This is a genomic window from Duganella sp. CF402, assembly GCF_900109645.1.
Lineage (GTDB): Bacteria > Pseudomonadota > Gammaproteobacteria > Burkholderiales > Burkholderiaceae_D > Rugamonas.
Map to the genome: position 1 here is coordinate 3784892 of NZ_FOBG01000001.1, position 25907 is coordinate 3810798.

The 25907-nt window shown below is 57.7% G+C and carries 23 protein-coding genes and 1 pseudogene; 11 read left to right on the forward strand and 13 right to left on the reverse strand.

The window, feature by feature from the left end; genetic code table 11:
* Positions 1-67: 67 nt before the first annotated feature.
* The 3 genes from BMZ70_RS16940 to BMZ70_RS16950 are packed head-to-tail and all read right to left on the reverse strand — an operon-like array spanning position 68 to position 2822.
* The gene (locus BMZ70_RS16940; RefSeq protein ID WP_092276759.1) at positions 68-1057 is read right to left on the reverse strand and encodes a ThuA domain-containing protein; all 990 of its coding nucleotides are present in this window, start codon (positions 1055-1057) and stop codon (positions 68-70) included.
* Positions 1058-1067: 10 nt separating this feature from the next.
* Complete coding sequence (locus tag BMZ70_RS16945; protein ID WP_092276762.1) at positions 1068-1676, reverse strand: NADPH-dependent FMN reductase; 609 nt, start codon at positions 1674-1676, stop codon at positions 1068-1070.
* Positions 1677-1727: 51 nt separating this feature from the next.
* The gene (locus BMZ70_RS16950) at positions 1728-2822 is read right to left on the reverse strand and encodes an LLM class flavin-dependent oxidoreductase (protein ID WP_092276765.1); all 1095 of its coding nucleotides are present in this window, start codon (positions 2820-2822) and stop codon (positions 1728-1730) included.
* A gap of 885 nt (positions 2823-3707) precedes the next feature.
* Here BMZ70_RS16950 and BMZ70_RS16955 point away from each other — a divergent pair.
* Complete coding sequence (locus tag BMZ70_RS16955) at positions 3708-3932, forward strand: helix-turn-helix domain-containing protein (RefSeq protein ID WP_130300744.1); 225 nt, start codon at positions 3708-3710, stop codon at positions 3930-3932.
* Positions 3933-4007: 75 nt separating this feature from the next.
* A pseudogene (locus tag BMZ70_RS16960) lies at positions 4008-4343 on the forward strand (helix-turn-helix domain-containing protein); the annotation flags it as partial.
* A gap of 375 nt (positions 4344-4718) precedes the next feature.
* Here the strand turns inward: BMZ70_RS16960 and BMZ70_RS16970 are convergent.
* Positions 4719-5036 carry an SCP2 sterol-binding domain-containing protein gene (locus tag BMZ70_RS16970; protein WP_092276773.1) on the reverse strand — a complete coding sequence of 106 codons (318 nt, stop codon included), beginning with the start codon at positions 5034-5036 and terminating at the stop codon, positions 4719-4721.
* 366 nt (positions 5037-5402) lie between these two features.
* On the opposite strand from BMZ70_RS16970, the gene BMZ70_RS16975 reads away from it, so the two are divergent.
* Positions 5403-6446, forward strand: coding sequence for an alpha/beta fold hydrolase (locus BMZ70_RS16975; RefSeq protein WP_092276776.1), 1044 nt, complete (start codon positions 5403-5405; stop codon positions 6444-6446).
* Between the two features lie 19 nt (positions 6447-6465).
* Here BMZ70_RS16975 and BMZ70_RS16980 read toward each other — a convergent pair whose 3' ends face one another.
* Both BMZ70_RS16980 and BMZ70_RS16985 read right to left on the reverse strand, forming a co-directional pair.
* On the reverse strand, positions 6466-7824 hold the full coding sequence (locus BMZ70_RS16980; RefSeq protein ID WP_092276779.1) for a 3-oxoacyl-ACP reductase: 1359 nt from the start codon (positions 7822-7824) through the stop codon (positions 6466-6468).
* A gap of 3 nt (positions 7825-7827) precedes the next feature.
* Entirely contained in the window at positions 7828-9111 is a 1284-nt protein-coding gene (locus BMZ70_RS16985; protein ID WP_092276782.1) for an acetyl-CoA C-acetyltransferase, read from the reverse strand.
* A 247-nt stretch (positions 9112-9358) separates the two neighbouring features.
* On the opposite strand from BMZ70_RS16985, the gene BMZ70_RS16990 reads away from it, so the two are divergent.
* The gene (locus BMZ70_RS16990; protein WP_092276785.1) at positions 9359-10141 is read left to right on the forward strand and encodes a DeoR/GlpR family DNA-binding transcription regulator; all 783 of its coding nucleotides are present in this window, start codon (positions 9359-9361) and stop codon (positions 10139-10141) included.
* A gap of 99 nt (positions 10142-10240) precedes the next feature.
* Here BMZ70_RS16990 and BMZ70_RS16995 read toward each other — a convergent pair whose 3' ends face one another.
* Together BMZ70_RS16995 and BMZ70_RS17000 are read right to left on the reverse strand one after the other, a co-directional pair.
* Positions 10241-12772 carry an alpha-L-rhamnosidase-related protein gene (locus BMZ70_RS16995; RefSeq protein WP_092276788.1) on the reverse strand — a complete coding sequence of 844 codons (2532 nt, stop codon included), beginning with the start codon at positions 12770-12772 and terminating at the stop codon, positions 10241-10243.
* Positions 12773-12958: 186 nt separating this feature from the next.
* Positions 12959-13717, reverse strand: a complete 759-nt coding sequence (locus BMZ70_RS17000) for a TetR/AcrR family transcriptional regulator (RefSeq protein WP_092276791.1) — start codon at positions 13715-13717, stop codon at positions 12959-12961.
* Positions 13718-13860: 143 nt separating this feature from the next.
* Between BMZ70_RS17000 and BMZ70_RS17005 the strand changes: the two genes are divergently transcribed.
* Together BMZ70_RS17005 and BMZ70_RS17010 are read left to right on the forward strand one after the other, a co-directional pair.
* Positions 13861-15321, forward strand: a complete 1461-nt coding sequence (locus tag BMZ70_RS17005) for a spinster family MFS transporter (protein WP_207231497.1) — start codon at positions 13861-13863, stop codon at positions 15319-15321.
* A 47-nt stretch (positions 15322-15368) separates the two neighbouring features.
* Positions 15369-16877, forward strand: a complete 1509-nt coding sequence (locus BMZ70_RS17010) for a M28 family peptidase (protein ID WP_229205434.1) — start codon at positions 15369-15371, stop codon at positions 16875-16877.
* A gap of 18 nt (positions 16878-16895) precedes the next feature.
* On the opposite strand, the gene BMZ70_RS17015 is transcribed toward BMZ70_RS17010, so the two are convergent.
* Positions 16896-17657: a restriction endonuclease gene (locus BMZ70_RS17015; RefSeq protein WP_165403455.1), complete on the reverse strand. Its 762-nt coding sequence runs from the start codon at positions 17655-17657 to the stop codon at positions 16896-16898.
* 199 nt (positions 17658-17856) lie between these two features.
* On the opposite strand from BMZ70_RS17015, the gene BMZ70_RS28590 reads away from it, so the two are divergent.
* Genes BMZ70_RS28590 through BMZ70_RS17030 form a run of 3 tightly spaced genes read left to right on the forward strand, consistent with a single transcriptional unit; the run spans position 17857 to position 19742 of the window.
* Positions 17857-18213 carry a hypothetical protein gene (locus tag BMZ70_RS28590; protein ID WP_207231496.1) on the forward strand — a complete coding sequence of 119 codons (357 nt, stop codon included), beginning with the start codon at positions 17857-17859 and terminating at the stop codon, positions 18211-18213.
* Between the two features lie 2 nt (positions 18214-18215).
* Positions 18216-18608: an HVO_A0114 family putative DNA-binding protein gene (locus tag BMZ70_RS17025; RefSeq protein WP_092276803.1), complete on the forward strand. Its 393-nt coding sequence runs from the start codon at positions 18216-18218 to the stop codon at positions 18606-18608.
* Between the two features lie 51 nt (positions 18609-18659).
* Positions 18660-19742, forward strand: a complete 1083-nt coding sequence (locus tag BMZ70_RS17030; protein ID WP_092276806.1) for a redoxin family protein — start codon at positions 18660-18662, stop codon at positions 19740-19742.
* On the opposite strand, the gene BMZ70_RS17035 is transcribed toward BMZ70_RS17030, so the two are convergent.
* A complete protein-coding gene (locus BMZ70_RS17035) occupies positions 19739-20230 on the reverse strand; it encodes an arsinothricin resistance N-acetyltransferase ArsN1 family B (protein WP_092276809.1) in 492 nt (163 codons plus the stop codon). The two genes, BMZ70_RS17030 and BMZ70_RS17035, sit on opposite strands and share 4 nt — an antisense overlap.
* Before the next feature lie 143 nt (positions 20231-20373).
* Between BMZ70_RS17035 and BMZ70_RS17040 the strand changes: the two genes are divergently transcribed.
* Positions 20374-20859 carry a hypothetical protein gene (locus tag BMZ70_RS17040; RefSeq protein WP_130300742.1) on the forward strand — a complete coding sequence of 162 codons (486 nt, stop codon included), beginning with the start codon at positions 20374-20376 and terminating at the stop codon, positions 20857-20859.
* Positions 20860-20972: 113 nt separating this feature from the next.
* Positions 20973-22961, forward strand: a complete 1989-nt coding sequence (locus tag BMZ70_RS17045) for a glycoside hydrolase family 97 protein (RefSeq protein ID WP_165403454.1) — start codon at positions 20973-20975, stop codon at positions 22959-22961.
* Here BMZ70_RS17045 and BMZ70_RS17050 read toward each other — a convergent pair.
* The 3 genes from BMZ70_RS17050 to BMZ70_RS17060 are packed head-to-tail and all read right to left on the reverse strand — an operon-like array spanning position 22945 to position 25896.
* On the reverse strand, positions 22945-23751 hold the full coding sequence (locus BMZ70_RS17050) for a DUF2145 domain-containing protein (RefSeq protein WP_092276815.1): 807 nt from the start codon (positions 23749-23751) through the stop codon (positions 22945-22947). The genes BMZ70_RS17045 and BMZ70_RS17050 overlap by 17 nt on opposite strands.
* Positions 23748-24230, reverse strand: a complete 483-nt coding sequence (locus BMZ70_RS17055) for a hypothetical protein (protein WP_092276818.1) — start codon at positions 24228-24230, stop codon at positions 23748-23750. Before BMZ70_RS17055 ends, BMZ70_RS17050 begins: the two co-directional genes overlap by 4 nt.
* Positions 24231-24273: 43 nt before the next feature.
* Positions 24274-25896, reverse strand: a complete 1623-nt coding sequence (locus tag BMZ70_RS17060) for an ABC-F family ATP-binding cassette domain-containing protein (protein WP_092277930.1) — start codon at positions 25894-25896, stop codon at positions 24274-24276.
* Positions 25897-25907 lie beyond the last annotated feature (11 nt).

Genomic DNA, 25907 nt, shown 5'->3' on the forward strand with positions numbered 1-25907 from the left:
AAATGAGCGGACATGCCCGCTCATTTTGCACACTTCGCCTCAAATTTGGCGTCTACAGCCGGGTGGACTAGCGTGACTCCCCAGCTGCCCTGTTTAGTTGGGGTTCGCCGCCACTCAGTTGGAGCACCCACTTGATCGCTTCGCTGTACATCCGAACGATTTCGGGATCTGAAAATGCCTCCTTCGTGTGGCCCAGCGAAGAAGCAAACACCCTGCCCTTGCCGTAGTGTTTAATCCATGTAACCGGGATGTCACCGTCGGGCGGTACTTCATCGCCGGCAGCTTTCATGTCCATCCGGCTCCGGTCCATGCTCAAGAGCACTTCCACGTCATTGCGCGACCAATTGCGAAGCGTATAGAGTTCGTCCTGCTTGACGAAGGTCGCTGGCAGGAAGGCAGTGGCAGGGAAATTGCGGTTCTCGTTGATTAGAGAAAATGGAACCACCGGATGCTCCAGCGTATTAAAGGGATGTCCTACCTGTTCAGCGCCGATCATGTCTATATAGTCGCGCCATCCGTGGTTCGCGCTAAGTCCCGCGTGCATGACAACCAGTCCTTTCCCGGAGCGCACGAAATCAAGGAATGCGGCGCGTTGAGCTGCGCTGAGCTCCCATTCTCCTTCGGCACTAGCTACCACGACGGCATCGAAATCGCGCAGGCCCTTCGGTTGGAACCCCGCATGCATGGCCTGTCCTCCACCACCATTGATAAGGACAAAGTCCGTGTGCAAGTCGGCATCCCACAAACCGCTGTCCTCGCCCCACTTCCATACGCCGGCCATCGCCGCCGGAATCGAGTCGTGGACGAAGCCGCGCGACCCGCCCAGGACGAGCACGTGCTTGCGGGAGGGTGTCCTCGGTCCAGTTTTCAGATCTGCGAAATACTGCTCCAGAGTTTGACCAAGCGCCGGACCGGGGCCAGGCAACGTGCGAACGGCTGGCCCCGCCCATGTGCCCTTGAACACCCCAGGCGTCACCGGCGCGGCATAGGCCTGCATCAGGCTGCTCAGGGAGAGGGCCAACAGAAGGCGGCGAACGGCAAATGTCTTCGTGCTCATTCGCTCAACCTCAGTACGCTGGCGCGGGCGCGTGGCTCACGCCGATGACCTGTCCGGCGAGCAAGTATAAGCTCGACTTCACTTGTTCGTCGGTGCAGTTGCCATCGCTGTCAAATAGCTTGACGCCGGCCGTATTCAGTGTCACGCCCAATGGCGTCGGCCACCCCCGCAGCGCATGCACGATCGAGCGCATCGCACCCAAGGTGCTATTGCAACCCTGCCAGCCTGCAGCGGTGACGATGCAGCCAACTGGCATGCCATCGAGATAGACGCGTTCGTCGACGCGTAAGTCTTCCAGTAGGTCAATGGCGTTTTTCACCAGGCCGGACACGCCGCCGTGGTAACCCGGTGAAGCAAAAATCACGGCGTCGGCTTTCCGTACAGCCTCGACGATCGCGCGCTGGCCCGCAGTGCGCTCGGTCTGCTCTGGCGAATAGCTCGCTAAGGCTGCGAGCGCCTCGCCGCCGAACAATTGGGTCTGTGCACCAAGCTCTTCGGCGTGTTGCAGCGCGACGCGCAGCGCACTCTCGGTGCTCGAACCGGGCCGGGTCGTTCCTCCGATGCCGACGATGAACGGAGCGCGGCCGTGGGCCTCTGCGACCTTAAATGGTTTGTTCATGATGGATTCCTCTTGTTGTCGAAATATTGGGCCCCGTCCAAGGACCGCCGATTACTTAAGAGCCGGAATGACCTGTTCGGCAAGTAGACGCAGGGTCTGGTTCGCATAGGCAAGACGCTGCGTCGTCAGCGGCCCGGTCGTGGTACCGCACAAGATATTGCCAATACCCAGTTCCTGATACGCGCGCAGCTTGGCGATCACCGTCTGCGGACTGCCATACAGGCACCAAGTGGCCATCCAGTCCTCGCTCAGCGCTGAGTTGGTCTGGTCGGTCTTCTTATTTGACTCATCGGATTCAGCTTTTGCATTGAACTCGGCTTCGCGGTCGACCGCCTTCTGATAGGACTGGAGAATCTCGATCATTTCCGCATGCGCCTGTTCATCGGTCGGCGCCAAATGCACTGCTTGATAGCTATGCGTCGTCCAAGACAGCGCATCGGCTACTGTGTCGGCACAGTGGCCTGCCGCGAGTAGTTGCCCATGGTAATCCGTAAAGTATTTCTTCACGTGACTAAACGGATCAGTGCCGCCGATCTTCGGCGGTGTAAACGCTGGGATGAAGGCTGGCCAGCCGTTGACCGCCGCGCGGGTGATGCTACTCGGCTTCATTGCCACCGGCATCAGGCGCGCATGGCGTTCGCCGTAAGAGTGCGGCGCAATTCGCTGCAGGACACATCCCTTGTGGAAGCCGGTCAGTTCCACCGGAGCATCCTCAATTTTCTTGGCCCACAACGCTTCGGCTGCGGCAAGGTTTTCCTCGGCGATGCCGCCGGCATCCTTGTAGTTGACGCCGAAGCCGATCATCTCTTCCGGCGTCGTGCCAGAACCGATCCCGACGAGCAGCTTGCCCTTGGTCAGGTGGTCGAGGATATTGATGCGCTCGACAAAACGCACCGGATGGTGTAACGGCACCGATGTCACAGAGAAGCCGAAATGCATCTCAGGCAGCTTGGCTGCGAGGTAAGACGCAAACATATAACTGTCGCTGGCCACCGGCATATAACCATTAAAGTGATGATCCGGCAGGAAAATTGCATCAAAGCCAAGCTTCCCCGCGAGCAAAGCGTGCTCCTCCAGGTCGACAATGAGTTGTTTATCCGCATCCGCGCTCATGGTGCGGGCATTGAGAAAGACTGAGAAGCGCATAGTAGGTTCCAATGGTTGTCGGGGCAATAGCCTAGGCGAATTCGCGCAAGCCTCTTTAGAATCATAATTCTAATTATGTTATGCCAAAAAAAAAATGCAAGTCAACGATGCCCACTTATTTTTCGCTTCATCTACTAGATGACGGCGAGCAGCGGGGCATACTCGAGCCGACCATCCGTAAGGTGTTCGTTTGGCTGGCACGATTACCCCTCTCAGTTTGCCCTTACCCCCAGTTTTCGCGAACGCCGCGACTGTTAGAATGCACTGAACTCTGACCTGGAATTTGCGTCGAACTCCGCTTCTTCTCATGTATTGATGCTCAGGCGGATCGGAGCCGCGTTATCCTCCTCCTGCCTGCGCTTGCGTCGAGGTGTTTTTGAAGCGGTATTCTTGCGGTCGATTATCGGAACCACAAGCTAGGGTCGTAAGTCTGGGAGACTTTGTCACCGAGTACCTGATGCCCAGCCTTCTCCTGTGCCAGGATTGCTCACAAAACGGCGCCGTCCCCAGTTGAGCCCCCATTCAAGAATTTATTATTTGTGAGTGCAAACTTAGAGCGTAAAATTCCTCCAGTTTAAGACTATATTAGGGCTAAATGCAGGCAATGGATATGCTAAGCCATTGATTTGTAGGGTACCCCATTCAAGTTTTTACTCTGACGTAACAAGAACTGGCACGCGGGAATATGAACTTGAACACAGAATAAAACCTTGAACGAATAATACACCACCGTTGTCACATAAAAACAACGATAAATTCCGACAATTGTCGGAATTTCTAAATTTTTTTTGCCAACTATTGTTGGAATTCAAAACAAATATCTTGCAACTCCTTCTGAGGCGTTTTTATACTTTTCAGAAGGTTCTATTTAAGGCAGTAGTGCTTATGAGCCCGTTTTCAATTTTGATGAAGGAATTACGTACATCGTGTGGTCTCACACAAGTCGAGTTCGCGTTAAAACTCAATGTCGAGCAAAGCTATGTGTCAGCAGTAGAGGTTGGCAAAAAAGGCCCTCCCAGCGCTGAGTTCATTGCCAAGCTGATCGAAGTCTTTGATTTAGATGGCAGATGTGTTGATTTGCAACGAAATCTGACCCAGTTTGCCACATAATTTGCAAACGAATCTGACCCACGTTTAAGACACAATCCTGCTCATGACATTGAGCGGGGAATCGGAGTGATCGACGTGGCATTACTAGGCATTATTCGACGCTGGCACATTCGCGAGCAGATCCCATTGAGAGAGATCGCTAGGCGGTTGGGCATCTCAAGAAATACCGTCCGGCGCTACCTGCGCTCGGAAACCATAGAGCCAGCCTACGCTGAGCGGCGCTCCACCCGCGCCATCGACAAATACGCGTTCCAGCTCTCTGCGCTCCTCAAGACTGAGGCGGCCAAGTCGCGTAAGCAGCGGCGCACGCTGAAACAGATCCATGAGGACCTAAAAGAATTGGGGTTCGAGGGGTCTTACGACAGGGTCGCGGCGTTCGCGAGGACCTGGAGAGAGGGTCAATCTGAGAGGGTCAATCCTGCCAGCAAACGAACACGCTATTTATGCGTTGCTGGACTCCCTGCCGCTATGTAAATGGGATGATGCCGGCGTCCTATTCTGTACGTCCGGCACCACCAACTAACTCAGTAACGCCCGGTTAAGGTCAGGCTCGCTCCGTTTAGTCCCCGTGATCAAGATCGTTGTCAGCTCATTAGACCGAGGCGCGGAAGTCACTGTCGCTGCTGGGTCGTGCGGGACATCTTGTTCCTGGGCCATGGAGGTGAGCGGGGCCGACATGGAAGCTGCGGTCACGAGGATCTGTGCTGCGAATGCAATTGGTTTTAGTTTCATTTTTTTGTCTCCTTATTGGCGGTTCTTTTATGTAAACCGCTCTGTTATGAACAATTAACGAAGTTTTTCGGTGTCGAACATAGTCAGGAATTGTTGAGCCAACATCAGGTCGCCATTCACCTGAAGCTTCCCGCCCATGAAGGCCTCGACACCGTTCAGCTCGCCGCTCAGAACGGCGATCATGTCTTGGTCGTTCGCGCGCAAGGTCAAATCTGCATTCGGGGAGGTTCCCTCGTGCACACTGGCACTCCCTTTCGCTATGACCATGTAGACCGGATCCGATACTTCAAACTGGATCGTCTTTTCAAGATTTGAAATTCGGTCAACCCGCAGTGCGGACGGAAGACTTTTTATCCATTCATTTACTGTCATTACTTCGCTCCTTGTAAGAATTCGTGGTGTAGCTGATACGGCGGCAATCCGTCGATGTCATGATGCAGGCCAGACATTGGAGAGGGAGAATTAAGCGGGCGGCTCGCGAGCGGTGACACACGCGACTGGATAGCATGGACGAGCGGCTGTTCAATTTGTCTCCCTGGCGACCTGTCGGTCACTCGACTATTTGTTTGAAGGGTCGATTCAATATATGGCAACGATTTGCGCCAGTCAATAAACTTCTTTGCTAAAAAAGAAAAATGTTACCAGTGTTGGTCGCGTGCGGCTTCTCGATGAAATTTCTTGTCTAGGAAGGAAAAATATGTCTAGAATTGGAATCGACAGATTCTTGAAGGCTGGCTAATGCACACGCAAACCGTGAAACGCAAACTTGGCGACGGAGTTTTGAAAGTGATGGTCTCCTTCTTCATCGTGTGTTTCGCTGGCTGGCTAGCGTATAAAACCAGTGCGGGCCGCTCCTCCGGCGGATCGATGCGCGGCGACGTCGGTTGCGGGGATTCAGCTGCCACCGTGGCGGACCGTGGTCAGCAGAGGCCTGATGCCCCGGCTATTGCGTGTGAAGCCTGGGACATCGGCACTGGCGTCACTGGCTACCGATGGTTGGCACCTCATCCGCAGGCGGTGGTACTGCTTCAGCATGGATGGGCCGACTACGCGCAACGCTATGTCCATGGCGGCGCGCAACTCATACCGACGCTGCTGGCGAATGGCATCAGCGTCTACGCCTTCGACATGTGGGGGAGTGGACGCTCGCCCGGCCCAAGAGGTCTGACTGACGTTGACGAGGCGGTAGCGGATCATCTCGCCGCAAGGAAAAATCTCGAGCAGCAACCTTATCCAGTCTTCCTGATGGGCCACTCGCTGGGCGGACTCGTTTCTGCCACCAGCGTCGTCCGCGATCAGCATCGGGTAGCAGGCCTAATCCTGCTTGCACCTGCGCTCAAATATGATGTGGGCGCTCCACTCCGAGCGGTTGCGCGGCTCGGAGGATTTCTCATGCCGACGTTGGGTATGCCAGGGCCCGTCGTGCCGCCTGCAGGAGTGTTGATGCGGGATCGTGAGGCTGAACTGCGTCTGCACGCTGATCCAATGTTTGGAAAAGTTCGGCTGCCATGGCTGGTCGCCGGTGGCGGCGCCAGGGTATCCCAGGAAAATTTTAAGCTCTACCCGCAAATCGAAATACCGGTCATCGCCCTCCACGGTAGCGAAGATCGCGCAACTGATCCGAGCGGGAGCCGAGACTTCATAAACCTGGTCGTCTCACGTGACAAGACACTGGTCGTTTTGCCGGGTGCACGCCATTCATTTCTTGATGACAAAGATGGAGCGCTAGCTCGCGACCAGATCATTGCTTGGATCAAGCAACGGACTGGACACAAGCAATGATTGAATACTCGGTGCGGGCTCAGGCACCAAGCAGAGCTTGGCCACACACTCTGATGGTTTGGCCACTAATGCCGCTGGCACCAGGTGTGCACAAGAATGCAATGAGTTCTGCTACGTCGCGTGGTTGGCCCCCTTGCTTTAGTGAGTTGAGGCGGCGTCCGACTTCCCTCGGCAGGAACGGCATCGCAGCGGTCATTTCTGTCTCGATAAATCCCGGTGCGATAGCATTGACAGTGACTCCATATCGCGCAAGCTTGGCGGCGCGCGCAGCCACGTAGCCGATTAGTGCTGCCTTCGAAGTAGCGTAGTTGGTCTGTCCGAAGTTTCCTGCGATACCACCTATGGAAGACACGCAAACCATCCTCGCATCTGATTCGATGAGATTTTCGGTCAACAGTTTTTCGTCAATCGACAGTACCGAGGCAAGGTTTATCTCGATGACCTTTTGCCAGAGTTGCGCACTCATTTTGGCCAAGGTGCGGTCACGCGTAATGCCCGCATTGTGGATCAGAATGTCCACGCCACCAAATCGGTCGCGAAGGAAAGCCGCCAAGCGGTCAGGTGTGTCCGGCAACGCAATGTCCATCAATAGTGGAAGCGCTCCGATGCGTCCACATAAGTCATGCAAGTCTGTAGATGCGGCAGGCACATCCAAACAAACGAGCCTGGCCCCTTCTTGGCTCAAGCGCTCCGCCGTTGCCTTGCCAATTCCCCGCGCCGCCCCCGTGATCAATGCTACTTTGCCGCGAAGCGCCTGATAAAAGGGCACGGTATCCGGAGCTTTGGCATTCGCTGACACGTAGGCAGCCTGGCCGGTGACGTAGGTACTTTGTGCCGAGCAGAAGAAACGTACTGGCCCCTCGAGTCGAGATAAAGCATCTTCTTCAACGTACAGTAAATTGACCGTTATGCCTTTCGGGCCTAATTCCTTACCTAGTGAACGGACTAGCCCTTCGATCCCACGAGCAATCGCGGCGGCTATAGGGGAGACAGCTTGCTGCGGACTGGCAGCCAAGAGCAGCACCCTTCCGTTGATGGTGATCTTCCGGATCATGGTATGGCAGCACTCGTGCAGAGCATCATAGTCAGCTGTCTTAACGCACCCGGTTGCGTCGACAACCAGGATGTCTGTCGGCGATGCTTCTGTGTTGGATAATGAACTGTGCGGCAACGCGCCCGCAGCCTCAACTGCCTGGCGTATGGCGCCGGTTGCGAAGCCCTCAGGAGCACTGTAAATAAAGACGTTCTTGCTCTCCATTGGCCGTGACTGATAACCTTCAAGGCTGCGGGCCAGCGGGACGGGATCAGGTAAGCCGATGCCGCGAGCCAGCGGTGCGGTCAAGACATTGCGGTGTAGCTTGAATAACCAATCAGACATGTTTTACTTCTCCAAAATAGCTGTAACGCCCTGGCCGCCAGCGGCACATATGGAAATGAGACCGCGACCGCCGCCTGCCTGATCCAGCGTCTTGGCCAGCGTCGCGACGATACGGCATCCGGTCGCAGCGAACGGATGGCCGGTTGCAACGGATCCGCCTTTAACGTTCAGCTTTGCGCGGTTGATGCCGCCCAGTGCGGAATCTAATCCCAGACGAGATCGACAGAAATCCTCCGACTCCCAGGCCGCTAGTGTGCAGAGGACCACAGAAGCGAAGGCTTCATGAATCTCGTAAAAATCGAATTCTTGTAGCGACAGGTCCAGCTTCTGCAGCATGCGTGGCACCGCGTATGCTCCGGCCATCAACAGTCCTTCGCGTTCATCAACGAAATCTACCGCCGCGACCTCCGCAGCGGAAAGGTAGGCCATGATGGGCAGCCCATGTTCGTTTGCCCATTTTTCTGAGGCGAGAAGAACCGCTGAAGCGCCATCGGTCAATGGTGACGCATTACCGGCAGTAATGGTTCCGTGCTGGCGGTCGAACGCCGGTGCAAGTTTGCTCAGTTGTGCGAGCGATGTACCACCACGCAGAACATTATCGCGGGTTAAACCATGATAGGGCATTATCAGGTCGTCGAAGAATCCCTCCTCATATGCTTTTGCCAGATTCGAATGGCTGGCCAGTGATAGCTCGTCTTGCGCCTCGCGCGTGATTCCATATCTGTCAGCCGTAAGCTGTGCATGCTGCCCCATGGATTTGCCGGTACGGGGCTCACTATTGAGCGGCAGTTCGGGTACGAGATAGCGGGGATTGAGTAAGTGAAATGCGGCTTTCAGCTTGTCGCCGCGCGTACGTGCCGCATTCAGTTTCATAAGTCCGCGTTGCAAGCGTCGGTTGACGGCGATTGGCGCGTCTGATGTCGTATCGGTACCGCAGGCGATACCACATTCAATTTGTCCCAGTGCGATTTTGTTCGCGACAAGAATCGCCGCCTCAAGACCTGTGCCACAGGCCTGCTGGATATCGTATGCAGGTGTCTGAGGATCAAGGCCGCTACCCAAGACACACTCTCGCAGCAGATTCCAGTCCCTTGAGTGCTTCATCACCGCGCCTCCGACAACTTCGCCAAGGCGCAGTCCTTGCAACCTATATTTCTGAACCACTCCACGTAGGGTATCGGTCAGCATGGTGATGTTCGAAAGCGATCCATATGCGGTGTTTGAGCGAGCAAAAGGGATACGGCTTGCGCCGACAATGGCAACCCGCCTAACCGATCCATAATTCATTAGCTCTCCTTGCCTAAGTTATTCATTGGTACCAACTGGGGGCCAACAGATGTAGCTGTTGGCTCCTGAAAAGTCAGTCCTTTCCTCTAAGCGCAGCTTCACAGAATTGACCAACGCTCGTTATACGTGTCATCTTTAGAGTCGTCAATAACATTCTTTTCTAAAAAAGAAATAAGTTGACTGGCATTTGCCAGAATCGTATATTTGCACGCATCTTGAGTGAGAAAGAGTGAGGAATTCCGTGAGTATGCTTAATCGACGCAAGCTCATGCTGAAAATGCTTGGCACGCACCAGTCGGCTACAGTCCATCAGTTAGTTGAGTGGCTAGGCGCATCTCCGGCCACTATCCGTCGCGACCTGCGCTGGCTCAATGAGCGGCGCCTGGTCGACCGTCGCCATGGTGGTGTTGATCATCTGGCTCGCGACCGTCCACTTGCTTCGTTGAGCGGGACGTTCCGGAAGAACATGGGTACCCAGACAGCGGCGAAGAGGGCAATAGCCCAATTCGCGGCGTCGCTGTGTCATGATGGCGAGACCGTCATCATCAACGGCGGCACGACGACGTTCCACATGGCTAAGTTCCTGGAGGACAAGCGTCTTGCGATATATACGAACTCTTTTTTAATGGCGGAACGGCTGCTATCAACCAGCGACAACGAAGTCTATCTCACGGGTGGAAAGATATACCGCGAACAGAATGTGATGGTCACGCCGTTTGATGATAGCCCGATGCCGTTTGTATCAAAGATGTTTACCAGCGTATATGCCGTCTCGACCTTAGGTTTGATGGAGGCAGATCCTCTTCTTGTTCAAACTGAGCAACGGTTGATGAATCAAGCTGATAAGCTCATCGTCATGGTAGATGGGGAGAAGTTTACGCGCAAAGCGGGCTTGATTCTCTCGAAGCTATCGCGCGTGTCGTGCATCATTACTGACTCGTCCGCTCCAGCCGCAGTTATCGGCGTTATCAAGCATAGCGGTATTAAAGTCATCCTTGTCGACGCAGGATTTGGTACCGGGGATGCCTGAAGCTCTGGTTAGTGGGCACCTGCCCGTGTTTTCCGCAAGAAGCCTTGCGGCCATGCCGGTGCGCCCCCTGAGGGGCGCAGTTCGGCATGCGGCAGATACTCACTCGGGCTCGTACTCGACCACCCACTTTTGATCGCGTCGGACACTACTAGTAATACGCCAGCCTTGGGCGGCGGCGATCTCTACGCCGGGAACGTCACTAACCCACGCCGCGAAACCACGGTCGCTGCGCTCCAACCAAACTTCCACATCGTATGCTCCAACAGGCACCACGCCCTCGGCGTGGATAAGGTCGCCAAGGTTTGGCGCGATGCGAATTTGGCTGAAGCCAGGCGCCGCTGGTGCAACACCTAAAACGTGGCGGGAAAGGAAATAGGTGGGGGACGCGGAGAAACCATGGCACAGGCTAGCCCAAGGGGACATGGCCTCCCACAGCGTGCTTGCTCCGGCTTCAAGCATTGGCATGAATCTGCGTCGAATTTGATCAAGCCCAGCCTCAACCCGGCCATTACGTGCCAGTGCTTCTGTGACAAAGTGCCCGTAGAACGTGTTGGCCATTACGACGCCGTGCTCTTCGTCCAATGCTGTGCCGAAAGGCACTACCGGCGGTGCTGGCGTGCGTGTCTCGCGCGCATGGTCGGTAATGCGGGTAAGGGCTCGCTCCACCCGCTCGATGGGGGCTGAGCCCCATAGAGCGATGGCGGCATTACCGTGCTGAGACATTCGTGGCAATTGGCAGTCGTTTACCGGATTGACCATGTCTACCCATGCGCCACGCGCCTCGTCCCAGTGGCGTTGATTGAGTATTGCAATAATGTGATCAGCCTGTTCCTGATAGCGGGTCGCATACGCATTAAAACCGACTGCATCGGCCAGTTGCGCGGCCGCGCGCAACGTGCCGGCGTATTGCGCGTTCAACGCGGCGGCTTCGCCCTCCCGGCCCACACCAGCCCAATCCATAAAGTGCCAGTACGGCATGTCTACAATTAGTCCATGGGGGCCGCGCAGGCGTTCAAACCACATCAGTGCTTTTTGAATAGACGGCCAAATGGTTTCGATCGTGGCAAGGTCTGCAGTGAGATTCCAATGATCTGCGGCGCATAGGATCCACTGCAGGGTCCAATCGGGAATGAGGTTGCCGTTTTCAAAATGATCGCCCGGGGCGAACATCTGCGTAAGCCCATCCGGACGCTGGCTTTCCGCGACCTGTATCAGAAATTTCGCTGTCAGCGGCGCCACAGACGAACCGAAGGCAGCCCAACCAGCCAGGTTTTCGACGGTGACATCGCCCAGCCATTGGCGCTGTTCGCGGCCGGGGCAATCTTCCCAAGCATCATGCATGCACTGGCGTAGTGTATATGCCCCCAGACTCCAGAGCCGTGTCAATCCTTGATCCGAGCATGAGAACCGGCCGCGCTCTGTAACGGGATAATTGCTGCGCGTCGCGCCGATCTTGTTAACGGTTACGCCACCAGGCGCATTGCGAATCACCACGTGCATATAGCGTATTGCGCACCACTCAAAGCGTTCAAAGCGCTGCTTGCCGGGACGAGCAATATAACGGCATAGATGTGCGTCGTTACCCAATACCCTGAACGGTGTAATGCGGGCCTCGGGCTTGGCACCTCCCGCCTCCCATTCGCCGGGCAGGCGCTCCGAGCAAGCGATTTCGATCATCTCTCCGCCCGCAGCATCGATTTCCAACACTGGATGGCCGGTCAGGATGCGTCCGAAGTCGAGCAGGAAAGCGGTATCTTCTTGCTCGCTGGTGCTGATCCTCGCCCCTGATCCACCAATAACCAGCAGGTTGTTTAATCCGGCAATCATGCCCTCGGCAAGAGGTTTCAGCTTTTCATCGTAAATTCTATGGGTAATCGGTAGCGATGCATCGGCTGTCTGCGAGCGTGTCCAGAGCACGCGCTCCGGGAGGACTTCGCGCTCTTCCAATTGAGGTATGCCGCGTGGAACCAGAGTGGGGAATGGTCGAACGATAAGGCCGCCATATGTAGACTCTGGGCCACCACCACGGGCCAGCAGTGGACGGGCGACGAGCCAACTTTCGTCGTCGAACTCTGCGTCGAGCCACCCTTGCGGTAAACGATTGGCATCTAAGGATTCAATGAAGCCCAGGCTGTGATTGACGCGCGGCGTATCGCTTTCCCAGGCTTCGGATTGGATGCAGCGCCAAACTTGGTGTGTGTTGACCACAGGCCCATTCATCCACAAGCCACCATCGCCGAACGTGTGTGACCACATGCCCTTGGTGGTCTCGTAGAATGCCGTGTCGACGCCGTAGGTATGAACTAACACTGCGATGACATTCTTTCCGGGTTTAAGCCGGCTGCCGATCTCATAGCTGTCATAGCGCTGAGCAAGTGGACTGCAGCGAACAGGCCCTCGCCCGATCTGCTCACCGTTGACAAACAACAGGTAGCGTCCATCAACGGTGATGTCGACTGGTGCGCTGTCCGGGGTCTGGGCTATCTCAACCAATGTCCGGAACAAGAACCAGCGGTTATAGCCATCTCGTCGTTGTGGAACATGGCCTTTGACGGCCTGAAATCCCATCGGATCAATGCTTTGCAGGGGCGTCCAGATAAATGGCGCGGTATGTAGCGAGGTCGAGTACAAGGCGGTTTCCTCGGCGCACTTTGAGTGAGCGGATAGGTGTTGGTTCGGATGCCCAAATATACAAGACCACGCACGACGCGTCAATGAACTTACTTCCTAGAAAAGAAAGATGTTGATTTGAGCGCCGTTCCCATGGGTTGCGTTGCTGCCCAGATGGTGAGTTGAGAGTTAGCCGGCCACGCTGGCTTAGTTCGAAGTCGGTGTAGTTTTTTTGCGCGGTTTCTTGGCCCGCGGCAGCGCATGAAAACCCGCCGCAAACACCATTGAGATGTGTTTGCCCGCGCTCTGCAGGTCTGTCGACGCGCAGAGTCCTTTCGAAATCCGGTCGATTTGGCCGGTCTGGCTGAGTGAAACCAACAGAGAGCCCGAGACCAGATGGTAGTACCAGAACAGATCCTCGTCGCTGACTCCTACTGCAAGTTCGCGCAGGAGCTGTAAGAAAATTTTAATGACTGGATCGAAAGTATCTCGATTGAATTCCTCCGGCCCACCCCATGCAGGCAAGATGCCCACCTGGGCCACCAACGCGCCGAACATCCGCCACCCCTCCTCGGCAACCATGGTGTTGAATACCGGATTGAGATACGCATCAAGCAAGCCTTCTATTGTCATCTTGCCTTTGGCAGCAAGCTTGTATTCCTCAAGTGCACGAACGCGTTCTTCGTTGATCACGCTTGCACGGCGCCGAAACACTTCATTTAGCAGCGCTTGTTTATCGTCGTAGTAGTAGCGGATCAATGCGGTGGGCATACCACACTGTTGCGCAATATCGTTGAGCGTGACGCCATAAAATCCGAGTTTTGCGAAATTGGCTTCGGCGCAGTCGAGTATCTTCTGCGTTGATTCAGCGCGCCGATCGCTCTGCGTGCGGCGTGCGCTGTCATCGTTTGCGGCATCAGCCTCCGCTTTGACGGGGGCTGCCTTTTTTGCCTTAGTTGCTGCCATTGAATCACCTTTCTGATTGATTCACTATTCTATCCATGTTTTTTCTATCCAGGAAAAGAAATATGCAACACTCAGCCACTTAATATATTTCTTTGCTACAAAAGAAGTTTGTTGACTCGCTTTCGCAATATCCGTATATTTTGATGAACAAAGATCCGCTCAGCTGCTGCGCTTTACCGGTGCCGGCACCGTCGAAAAAGGGTCACAACAAAATGGAGACACATATGGAGGTACATCAAGCGCCTGCACCATTGCGCGGGCATCAAGCGGACAATGCATTACGGGTCTTGGTAATCATGTTCCTGGCAAATCTTCTAAATGTATACGACCGTCTTATCCCGGCAGTATTGGGCGAGCGCTTGCGTATCGCGTTCGCATTGACAGACTTTCAATTGGGTTTGATCGGCAGCGGCTTCACCATCGTCTATGCGCTGTCATCCATTCCGTTGGGACGGCTGGCGGACCTCGGATCTCGCAAGGTCGTAATCGGCGTAGGCCTAGTGGTGTGGAGCGCATTTACAGCGATGACGGGTTTTGCCAATGGCTTTGTCAGCTTTTTGATACTTCGCATGGGGGTGGGGATAGGCGAGGCGAGTTATGCACCAGCCGCACATTCATTGATTAGCGATTTATTTCCCTCAGAGCGACGCTCACGCGCAGTGGGATTTTTCATGTTGGGATTGCCACTGGGCGCAGTAGCGGCATTCATCACTGTCGGCCAGATTGCGGTCGCTTTCGATTCCTGGCGAGCGCCGTTCTACTTTGCCACGGTACCAGGTCTAATCCTGGCTATGGCGTTTTTCATGATGCGTGAACCGGTGCGAGGGGCATCTGACGCCAAGATCACGCAACTGCTGACGCCTGTAGCCAAGCCTATTCGAAAGATTTTACGGGTCCGCACCATGTGGTGGCTTATCATTGCCGGGCTCGGCGGCACGTTTGCTGCATATGGAGCAAACGGCTTTATGATGCCGCTGTATCAGCGTTATTTTCACCTGGATCTCAAAACGGCGGGGCTGCTGTCAGGCTTGCTATTAGGCGTATCCGGTGTCATCGGCCTCGCCATCGTTGGCCCACTGGCGGACCGCATGCAGAAGCAATCACCCAATGGCCGAATGGTGTTGGGAACTGGTGGAATGACGTTGTGTTCTCTGTTCATCTTGGCTGGCCTGATCGCCAAGGATGTCACCGTATTCTCTTGGCTAATGGGAATAGGCTTTCTGATCGGGAATGTACAGGCAGTATGCATCTATCCCGCTGTGCAAGAACTGGTGCCGCCCCAACTGCGGGCAACTGCGACAGCGATTTTCATGGCATCAATGTACCTCTTGGGCGGCGCGTTCGGAACGGTCGCGGTTGGCGGACTCTCTGATTTTATCGCAGACGCTGCGCGAGCAGCCGATAACGCCGCTACCCTGACTGAGAATCACCGCGCGCTCGGACTCCATGGGGCAATGTACCTGGTCCCCCTGTCTCTCTTTGTCGGTGCATTCGCGATGTGGCGGGCGAGTAAAAGCTATCTGGCTGACGTAAGCACGGCAAGTCGCCTGCTAGATGATCCGCCGCTAGACACAGCGGCCATATTAAGCGTGCACGCGAAGTAAAGTCTTCGTATCCATTCTCTGTCGATTCTCTTCAATCGGAGCAATTCATGCACCCAAGGGACCATTTGAATGCCCCCGGCGAGCAGGTCGCCGAGACTTGGTGGCCGCGCGACTTGTTGCCGGCAGCGGCTGCGGAAACTGTCGACGCCCAGCAGTTCCTGCCGCTTTCACAATTGATGTCCTGGCAAGAGGATCTTGACCGGCGAGGATTGCGAGCTACCGGCAGCGCAGCGCACGAGGCCTATGTGTCAGAACTATGTCAGCGCCTGCAAGCCGCAGGCGTTGGACAGTTGTATGTAGAGGAAGTGAACTTTAAGCGTTGGCATACCGAACAATGGGGGCTGACGGTGAACACCGGGCCTGACGCAGGGCCACTGGTTGCGGCAGCCTACGTTCCATATTCGGGACAGACTTCTCAGCGAGGTTTGTCTGCGCCAGCTGTCTACATGGCCGCGGGGGCTGTGCCAAATGCGGCTTGCCAAGGCAAGATCGTGGTGGTCGATATCGAGTCCGTCGCCGTTGCAGGGACCATGATGATGGCTAACGCAGTTTCCATCCATGACCCTCATGGTGAGATGCGTCATGACCGATCCTATCTACGCCCCTATATCTATATGGCTGTGGTCCATCGCCTGATGGCTGCCCTAGAGGCAGTGGGTGCCGTTGGCTTCGTAGCCATCACAGACGCTCCGCATTCGTATATTCCTTATGATCGCGAATTGCATTCAGTTCCGGGGCTGTTTGTAGAACAGTCCGCCGGGGCGGTTCTGCGACGTGCTGCGCGCGAGGCTCGCTGGTTGACGATTACGCTGCCGGCACAGGTGGCTTCCATCAACACTCGCAACCTGATTGGGATTATTCCTGGTGCCAGCGCAGAGCTCGTCGTAATAAATAGCCACACCGATGGCACCAACGGCATCGAAGACAACGGCCCTAATGCGATAGTGGACATAGCTCAATACTTGGCCCGGTTACCTAGCGGAGCTTTACCTCGCAGTGTCATGATCATGCTATCGACCGGGCATTTTGCGGGTGGCGTAGGTGTGGAACAGTTCATACAGCGTCACAGTAGCGACGGCATTCTTGAGCGAATCGCGGCGGTTTTGTCGATTGAGCATCTGGGGGCGACGGAATGGCTACCCGATGCCCAAGGTCAGCTCTCACCGAGCGGACTGGGCGAGCCTGCTGCGCTTTATTTGCCAGATATTCCTGCCCTCATCCGTTGTGCGCAGAAGCTGCAACCACGAATCGAGAACGCGCCTAGCATGGTCCTATTGCCGACCAATCCTCTTGGTCGTGGCACAGCCAATGACGCGATCTGGCCTGGCGAAGGCCAGTATTTTTGGGGACAGGCGCGACTTCCCACCATCAACTACATCACCGGCCCGCACTATCTGCTGGACTGGGGGCAAAGCATCACGACAGCAGACAAAATCGACATCGAACGGATGCGCAGTGAGACGGTAGGCTTTACACAGTTGTTGCTGGACCTTGCGCGTACTCCTTATGACCAATTACGCACCGCCGCTTGCGGCATTCCTGGGCAAATAATATGAACATCACTCAATCGAAACCTACCGATTCCAATACGCTGCCCTGGATAGCGGCTTATCCGGCTGGCGTGCCGGAGAGCGTCGACACCAGCGTCTAAACAAGCCGTCTAAAGCGTCAACGCATAGAATGAAGCTCCTGAAGTGGGTTTGCGACATCCCGCGCACAACCCAGTCCTTTTCCAGATCGTGATCGCGCATGAACTGCTGCGCATGCACTTTCGAATAAAACAGCACAGACAGGAGCAGTCCCCTCTGGTATGTACCGTAGGGTGCATTTGTTGCGGACTCAAATAAGGTCCAGAACGGAGCACCGACGCTTTTCTCGTCAGGCATCGTCGCCTGTTCTAACAATATGCCGAGGAGTTGAGAAATTGTCGGCAGGTCGTCCAACTTTAGCAGCAAGATGCCGTTTTCATCGGCGAATTCCTGAGCGCCGCGCTGATAGCCTGCGGCGGAGATCATCACCGCCGTCATGCCCGGAAATTGGTCGACTACACTCTTGAACGAACCGACCTTGGCTCGCTCGACAGGGCGCTTGGTATTCTTGCATTCAAAAGCTACGCGGTGTCGGATTCCGGCTTTTTCAAATTCGTAGTAGACATCTATTTCATACATCGCACCTGTTTTCCCGCGCAACTGCACGTTGCGGCCAACGACTACATTCTCGCCGTCAACGCTTAACATGAACTCGTAGACCTTCTTTACGTGATCTTCGAATTCACTCCAAGTCATCTTAGGGGAATGGATTTTTTGGCCCTTCAGTATTTCAATCAGTGCAGCCATTGAGGGTTTTCGCATACTCCGCTTTCTGCGCTCCAGGAGCATTACTAAGAAATCACAGATTATGCGCCTTCCCCACGCAGAAAGATTGCTCTATAACAAAACCTTCAACAGGACATCACGGCACGATGAAGCTCAGATTAACTCCTGTGCTTGACTGCAGCATGGAAGCTGCAGATCATACCTGTACCGCTGGTGAATTATGGCTTCATCGCGCACAAGCAAAGAAAAAATTTCAGTCAAAAATACTGGTATCAGCCGGCACGCTCCTGCAGACACCAGGATTCCTGCCCGCTTGGGCGGCGGTGTTTTAAAGGAGTTGGTGGAACAAGAAATGCCGTCCGGGGAGCTTCGCCACTATTCCTTGGCCTACATTAATCCCTTGATTTTTGCCGGCGATAACGGCCGAGTGCTTGGATATGACAATGCACACGGCTTCCCTCATCGCCACTTCATGGGAACGATCACTCCGGAGCCGAGTTTGCCTTGGGATGAGATTCGGGAAAAGTTTGAACGAGAGTGGCGCGAAATTGCTCTTAAGTTTGTGAAAGGGGAATAGAGATGGCACGCACCAAAAAGGCGCTAGTGACGCTGGATGACTTTCGGATCTTTGATGCACGTGCTGCCAGGGGACGGGAGGTCGCGCGCGCCATCGACAAGAAGACACCGATCCCTTACTCCGTAGCGATACACACTCACCCATTTGAAACCTTCATGGCTGTCTTGACGCCAAAGCGTTTTGAACTCTTAAGACTCGCAAGATCCGGCAAGCGCTCTATTTCAGAGCTGGCCGCCGCCGCGCGCCGCGATCCCAGCGCGGTTTCCAAAGACATCGCAAAACTCGCCGAGCTGGGGTTGGTGGGTGTGGTCATAGAAAACAACGCGGGGCACGGGGTAAAAAAAATTGTCCGCCCGGTTGCGGAGAACATCGAAATCAGCGCTGCCATACTCTGAACTCCCCGATTGGGAGATGGACTGGGGTGACAATCCCACTAGAATGGCGGGATGATGAAAACGAAAACCTCCCACATGATTGCCGCCGCCAGCGTGCTGTTTGCCGTGGTGCTCGCCGGCACGCCGGCTCCTGCCTTCGCAGCGGAGGCCCCGCCCTACCGCAGCCCCCTGCCGGTGGAAGGCCGCCTCGCCGGCTTCGACGGCGCCACCACCTGGCTCAACTCCGCGCCGCTGACGCCGATGCAGCTGCGCGGCAAGGTGGTGCTGGTCGATTTCTGGACCTACTCCTGCATCAACTGCATCCGCACCGTGCCCTACATCCGCGCCTGGGCCGCCAAGTACCGCGAGCGCGGCCTGGTGGTGGTCGGCGTGCACACGCCGGAATTCAAGTTCGAGGAAGACCTGGTCAACATCAACACCGCCGTCGGCCGCTTCAAGATGGACTATCCGATCGCCGTCGACAGCAAGCAGCAGATCTGGCGGGCCTGGGGCAACCAGTACTGGCCGGCGCTGTATCTGTCCGACGCCACCGGCAAGCTGCGTCATCATCAGTTCGGCGAAGGCGGCTACGACAAGATGGAGCGCGCCATCCAGTCGTTGCTGGCCGAGGCCGGCCCCGGCCCGGTCGATACCACGCTGGTCAACCCCAGCGCCAACGACGAGCAAATGCAGCCCGACCTGGCCAGCCTTGAATCCGGCGAGGCCTACGTCGGCTACCAGAAGGCAGAGAATTACCGCGCCACGCCCAAGCTGCGCGAGGACCGCGCGCAGATGTACACCGTGGACCGGCTCGATCTGAATCAATGGGGCTTGTCGGGCCAGTGGGTGGTCGGCGCTGAAAGCGCGGTATCCGCCGATGCCGGCGCCGGCATCGCCTACCAGTTCAAGGCGCGCGACTTGCACCTCGTCGCAGGACCGGGCGCCGCCGGCCACAAGGTCAGGATCAAGGTCACGCTCGACGGCCGCGCGCCCGGCGCCGACCACGGCGCCGATATCGATGCCGACGGCAATGGCGTGATCGACGCCACCCGCCTGTATCAGCTGGTGCGCCAGAACGGCAGCGTCAAACAGCGCCGCTTCGACATCCGCTTCCTCGACAAAGGCGCGGAAGCGTTCGCGTTCACCTTCGGCTAAGCCAGCGTCTTCTGCCAGTAGGCCACGTCAATCCAGCGGCCGAACTTGAAGCCCACTTCGCGGAAGTGGGCGACTTTTTCGTAGCCCATTTTCTCGTGCAGGGCGACGCTGGCCTCGTTTGGCAACGCAATGCCGCCGATAACCAGATGGCAGCCTCGCTCGGCCAACTGCGTCAGCAGCGCCGTGTACAAGGCCGAACCCACACCCTGCCGCGCCGCTTCCGGCGCCAGATAGACCGAACTCTCGACCGAGAAGCGGTACGCATGCCGCACACGCCACTTGGTGGCGTAGGCATAGCCCAGCACCTTGCCGTCCCGCTCTGCCACCAGCCAAGGCAGGCCGCCGTCCTGCACATCGGCGATGCGCTGCGCCATTGCGCCATCGGTGACCGGCTCTTCTTCGAAGCTGATGGCGGTGTTGAGGATGTAGGGGTTGTAGATGGCGGCAATCGCCTTGGCGTCGTCGGCGTGGGCGAAACGTATGTGCATGAGTCCTCCAGTGATGCAGCACATGATAATCGCGATGCGTTGCGCGCGCTTTACTAAATATGGCCCAGCAAGCAAAGTTTGGTTGAAAAATCGCCAGCCAGGTTGTACATTTTCCGGCACTAAAAACCAAAATTGGAGACACTATGCCTACTCGTCGTGGATTTATCGCGGCGGTGGCGGGACTGGCGCTGGCCAGGCCGTCGCTCGCCCAGACGCAACCTCTGGTGGTGTATGACGATGAACTGAAAAATGGCTGGCAAAGCTGGAGCTGGGCCAAGGTCGACCTGGCCGTGCCGGCCGGCGGCTCCAAGCCGATCAAAGTACAGGGCGAGCCGTGGAGCGCGCTGGCGCTGCATCACGACGCCTTCTCCACCGCCGGCTACACCAAGCTGACCTTCACCATCAACGGCGGCGCCCAGGGCGGCCAGACGCTGATGGTGAAAGCCATGATCGACGGCAAACCGGTCGACACCAGCTACGTCATCCAGCCCAAGGCCAAGACCTGGGCCCAGGTCGAAGTCCCGCTCAAGGACATCGCCGCCGACGGCAAGACCATCGACGGCATCGCCTGGCAGGGGCAGGCCAACGCCTACAGCCCGTACTACATCACCCGCATCCAGTTCGAGTGAGACGGCTGTTGCGCCACGCGTGAATAAACATACGCGCGCTTGGTCAATTTCATAATTGCGGCGTCGCGGTGCTGATTGCACAATTGGGAACAACTAAAATTCCCGGAGACTTTATGGTAGATCACACCCGCGCCGCAAGCCTGCTGGCGTTCAGCATCCTGGCTGCGTCAGCCCACGCAGAAACCATTACCGTCAAATCGCCGGATGGCCGCAACGTCGTTGCCATCGATAGCGCCAAGCTCACTTATGCGGTGAGCCGCGACGGCAAGCGCATCATCGAGGCCTCACCGCTCGGCCTCAATCTCGACATCGGCTCCCTCGGCGCCGGCGCAAAGCTGAACGGCAGCACGCAGCGCAGCGTCAGGGAGACGTACGACATCGTGGTCGGCAAGGCGCGCAGCGCGGCCGATCATTTCAACGAATCGACACTGTCCTTCGCCGCCAACGGCAAGGCGCCGCAATTCCAGCTGCTGGTGCGCGCCTACGACAACGGCGTGGCCCTGCGCTACGCAGTGCCGGAGCAGCAAGGCCTGTCCGCGTTCAAGGTGATGAACGAGGCCACGCAATTCAACTTCGCCAAGGACTACGACTGCTGGGGCGCCAACATGGGCCGCTTCGACACCAGCTTCGAGGCCGAATACGACAAGATCAAAGCCTCCGGCATCCGCAACTTCCACAACGTCATCGCGCCGCTGGTGTGCAAGACCGGCGCGGGCACGACCACCTTCGCCATCGCCGAATCGGATGTGAAGGACTATCCGGGCTTCTACCTGTCCGGCCGTGGCGACGCGGGCCTGGGCGTGATGGTCACGCTGCCACCGCGCTTCGACAACAACCGCGATTACCGCTTCCGCAAAACCGTTTCCGCCAATGTGCAGCTGAAGGGCCAGGGCTTCCAGACCCCGTGGCGCGTGGTGATGCTGGGCGATGCTCCCGGCGACCTCACCGCCTCGTCGCTGATCCCGACCTTGGCCGCGCCGTCGCAAATCAAGGACACCAGCTGGATCAAGCCGTCCAAGACCTCGTGGGACTGGTGGAACGACTGGGCCGTCAACGTGCCGAATGCCGGTGTGAACACCGCCACCTACAAAGCCTTCGTCGACTTCTCGAAAGAGATGAAGCTGGACGATATCCTGATCGACGAAGGCTGGTCGGTGGGCAGCGACGTCGAGCCGAACCCGCAAGCCGATGTCACCCGCGCCAAGCCGGAGCTGGACATGCCGGCCCTGCTGCAATACGCGAAGTCTAAAAACGTCGGCGTGTGGCTGTGGGTGCAGTGGCAGCAGCTGGACAACCAGATGGACGCCGCCTTCGCGCAATACGCCGCATGGGGCATCAAGGGCGTGAAGGTGGACTTCATGAACCGCAACGACCAGGAGATGGTCGACTGGTATCACAAGGTGCTGAGCAAGGCCGCCGAGCATAAGCTGATGGTGGACCTGCACGGCGCCTATCCGCCGAATGGCCTGAACCGCACCTGGCCGAACTACATCACGCAGGAGGGTGTGCTCGGTGCAGAGAACAACAAGTGGAGCGCGCGCATCACGGCTTCGCACAACGTCACGCTGCCGTTCACGCGCATGGTCCTCGGCCCGATGGACTACACGCCGGGCGGCTTCCACAACGCCACGCCGGCCACCTTCGCGCATCGCAACCACGAGCCGCAGGTGATGACCACGCGCGGCCAGGCCGTCGCCATGTACGTGGTGTACGACAGCCCGTTCCAGATGGTGTCCGACAGCCCGGCCGCCTACAAGAACGCCGACGGTTCATGGGCCGATGGCGCGGAGTTCATCCAGACCGTGCCGACGTCGTGGGACGAAACGCGCATCCTGTCCGGCGACATCGGCCAGTACATCGTCTCGGCGCGCCGCAAGGGCGACACGTGGTACATCGGCGCGATGACCAATGAAGCCGGCCGCACGCTGAAGGTTCCGCTGTCCTTCCTCGGCAAGGGCGCATACAACGCGCAGCTGCTGCAGGACGGCGCCGACGCCAATCACCTGAAAGCCAGCACCAGCAAGGTCAACGCCGGCCAGAGCATCACCCTCAAGCTGGCGCCGTCCGGCGGCGCGGTGGCGGTGATCAGCGCGGCCCCTTGATCTCCTGCACGCGCCAGCCTTCCTCGCGGGACTGGAGGAAGGCCTGCACGGAGTCCACCGTCACGGCGTTGATGCGGTCTGAAAACCGCAACGCGCTGGGATGATCGTCAAACGCGATGTTCGCTTTGAACATGCGCCCGCCGAGCCGCGTCAACGGGCCGATATTCATCTCAGTCGGCTGATAGCCAGCCAGCTTAAGCCAGCCTTGCGCCTGTTCGCGAGAACGTACGCGCACTTCGCTGGCCTCGGACGCCGCCACCACTTCCAGCACCCACTGGTTGGAGTTCTGGTACTTGGTAGAAAACGGATAGGCCACCATGTTGTACTTCACCTGATGCAGCCGGCGCAGCGCAGCCGGGTCGGCCAGTATGTCCTTCAGCCGCGCCGCCACCTTGGGCGGAGGCGACATCACCAGTGCATCGAGCGTGAACGGATCGTCCAGGAAGAAGTTCGCCAGCCCGTCCATCCACAGTTCGGAATCGGCCGTACCGCAATCGTTGAGCAGTTCGACCACGCGCCACGGCTGGCCCGGCGCCGGACGGAAAGCCAGTCCGGCGTGCGAGTACTTCAGGCGATACTTGGATAAATCCTGCCCCTGCCGCGCCACCAGCGCCACATCGGCGCCGGTGCCATCGAGCACCGCCTGCAAGGTCTGGCCAGAGGCCATTGCATCGCTGAAGGCTTTCTGCGTTATCGGCTTGTCTTCGCACGAGCGGCCCGCATATGCCGGAGCCGCGTGGCAGACAGCCAGCAATGCCAGCCATGAGATCGTTCCGGACGCGCGCCTCATTGGGCTGGCAGGCGTTTTTGCGACAGCAAGGCCTCGCCCAGCGCATTGGGAATGAAGGCCACTACTTTGCCGGAAGCCACTAGCAGTGTGCCGGCGGTCTCGGAGATGACGGACACCGTGGTGCCGACCGACATGCCGATCGCGTCTACCGTCTTGCCGCTGATCTTGACGGACAGCTTGGCCCCGGTCGATACCGACGACAGCAAAATCTCCACCACGCCCGCAGCGCCCTGCACGATGCCGCTGACGACATACGCGCCGCCGGCGATCATCGCCACCGAGCCTGCGCCGGGGCCGGAATCGCCGTTGCCGGAACCGGCCGCGCTGGCCACCGGCGAAGCCACAATGAACAAGGAGCCGATGGAGACTTTGTCGGATGCGTTCGCGTTGCTCATGCCATCCGGGCCGGCGATAGCGCCCGTGCTCAGTGCCACTGCGGCAGCCGCGATGGCCGCGCGAAGTGCGGCTTTTGCCGTCATATGCTTGCTCCTTCAAGGTGGTTAGCTTCGGCGCATAGTATTCCTAATTTGCTAACGCTTGCAAGTGCCAGCCTTCGACGCCCGCCTCTAATCGATGCGTGAGGTTCAGTGCTTGCAGAAAGGTTTCATCGTGCGATACCACCAGTAGCGCGCCTTGATACTGGCGCAGCATGATCTCCAATGCATTCAGCGAGGCGAGGTCGAGGTGGTTGCTCGGTTCATCCAGCAGTAGCAGTTGCGCCGGCGGATGGGCGTATAGCGCACAGGCCAGCGCCACTTTCAATCGCTCGCCGCCACTGAGCGTGCCGACCGGTGCTGCGGCCAGCGCCGCATCCAATCCCATTTGCGCCAGATGCGTGCGTAGCGCCGATTCGCCGGCCGCGTGGTTCGCTGCCTGCAGGTGGTGGATCGCTGAGCGCTGCGCCGTCAGGTCGGCCAGTTGCTGGTCGAGATATGTGGCGCGCGCGCGGACTTCGCAACGCCCTGCGAGCGGTGCAAGCTTCCCTGCCAGCGTGCGCAGCAAGGTGGATTTGCCACAGCCGTTCGGCCCCACCACGGCAATGCGCTGCTGGCCGGTGATGGTCAGGCTAATGGTCACGTTAGCGCGGGTGGCCGGCGACGCGTGCGGCAGCAACACGTCCGCCAACTCCGCCACACGCAAACGCGCCGCCTGCGGGCCGGCCACTGCATGCATGGCGATAGCGGCAACCGGCGCAACCTGCTGCGCGGCTTCGCGCACACGCTGCGACAAAAGATCTTGCTGTGCTGCCTGCTGCTGCCGCAGCCTGCCCGCCGTGCCTTGCGCGCGGTTCTTCTGGCCCCCCAGCAGGATCCTGGCCTGATTCGCATCGCGGCCATCACGCGCGCCCTTGGCCGCACGCTGCGCCTGCCGCTCCTGCTGCTCGCGCATGGCGTGCGTTTCGCGCTTGCGTTCCAGCTTGCGCTGGTCCAGCAAGCGCTGCGCCGCATCGTCCTCGCTGCGCTTGCACTCGGCGTAAAAGGAGTAGCCGCCGCCGTAGCTGCGCAAACCAAGCGGCGACAGCTCGACGATACGATCCATCTGCGCCAGCAGTTCGCGGTCGTGACTAATCACCAGCAGGCCATGCGGCCAGAGGCGCAACTGCACCTGCAACGCCAACCGGTTCGCGCGGTCCAGATGGTTGCTCGGCTCATCAAGGATGAGGAAATTGGCGCCGGACAGCCACGCAGCAATCAGCGACACGCGCATCGCTTCGCCGCCGCTTAGCGAGGCTGCCGGCGTGTCAGGCCGCAGGTGCGGCAAGCCGTGGCGATCCAGTTCGGATTGCAAGCGCTCGCGCATGTCCCAGCCATCGCCCACGGCGTCGAAATCGGCCGGATCGGCGCTGCCGTTTTCAATCCGCGCCAATGCCGCCAGCACCGTCTGCACACCCGCCAGCGCGGCCACCGTGCCTTCCTGCGCGATGTGCTGCGACAGATAGTGCGCCGTGCCGCCGCCAGCGACCCGGCCTGACGATGACGCAAGCTCGCCTGCCATCAGGCGAGCGAGCACGCTCTTGCCCGCGCCATTGCTGCCGACGAGGCCAGTGCGGCGCTGGTCAAAAACTTCGTTCAGGTCCTGGAAAAGCACGCGGCCGTCGGCCAGCGTGAACGAGACGCCTTCCAGCGTCAGACAGGTATTCGTCATGATGAAGCCCA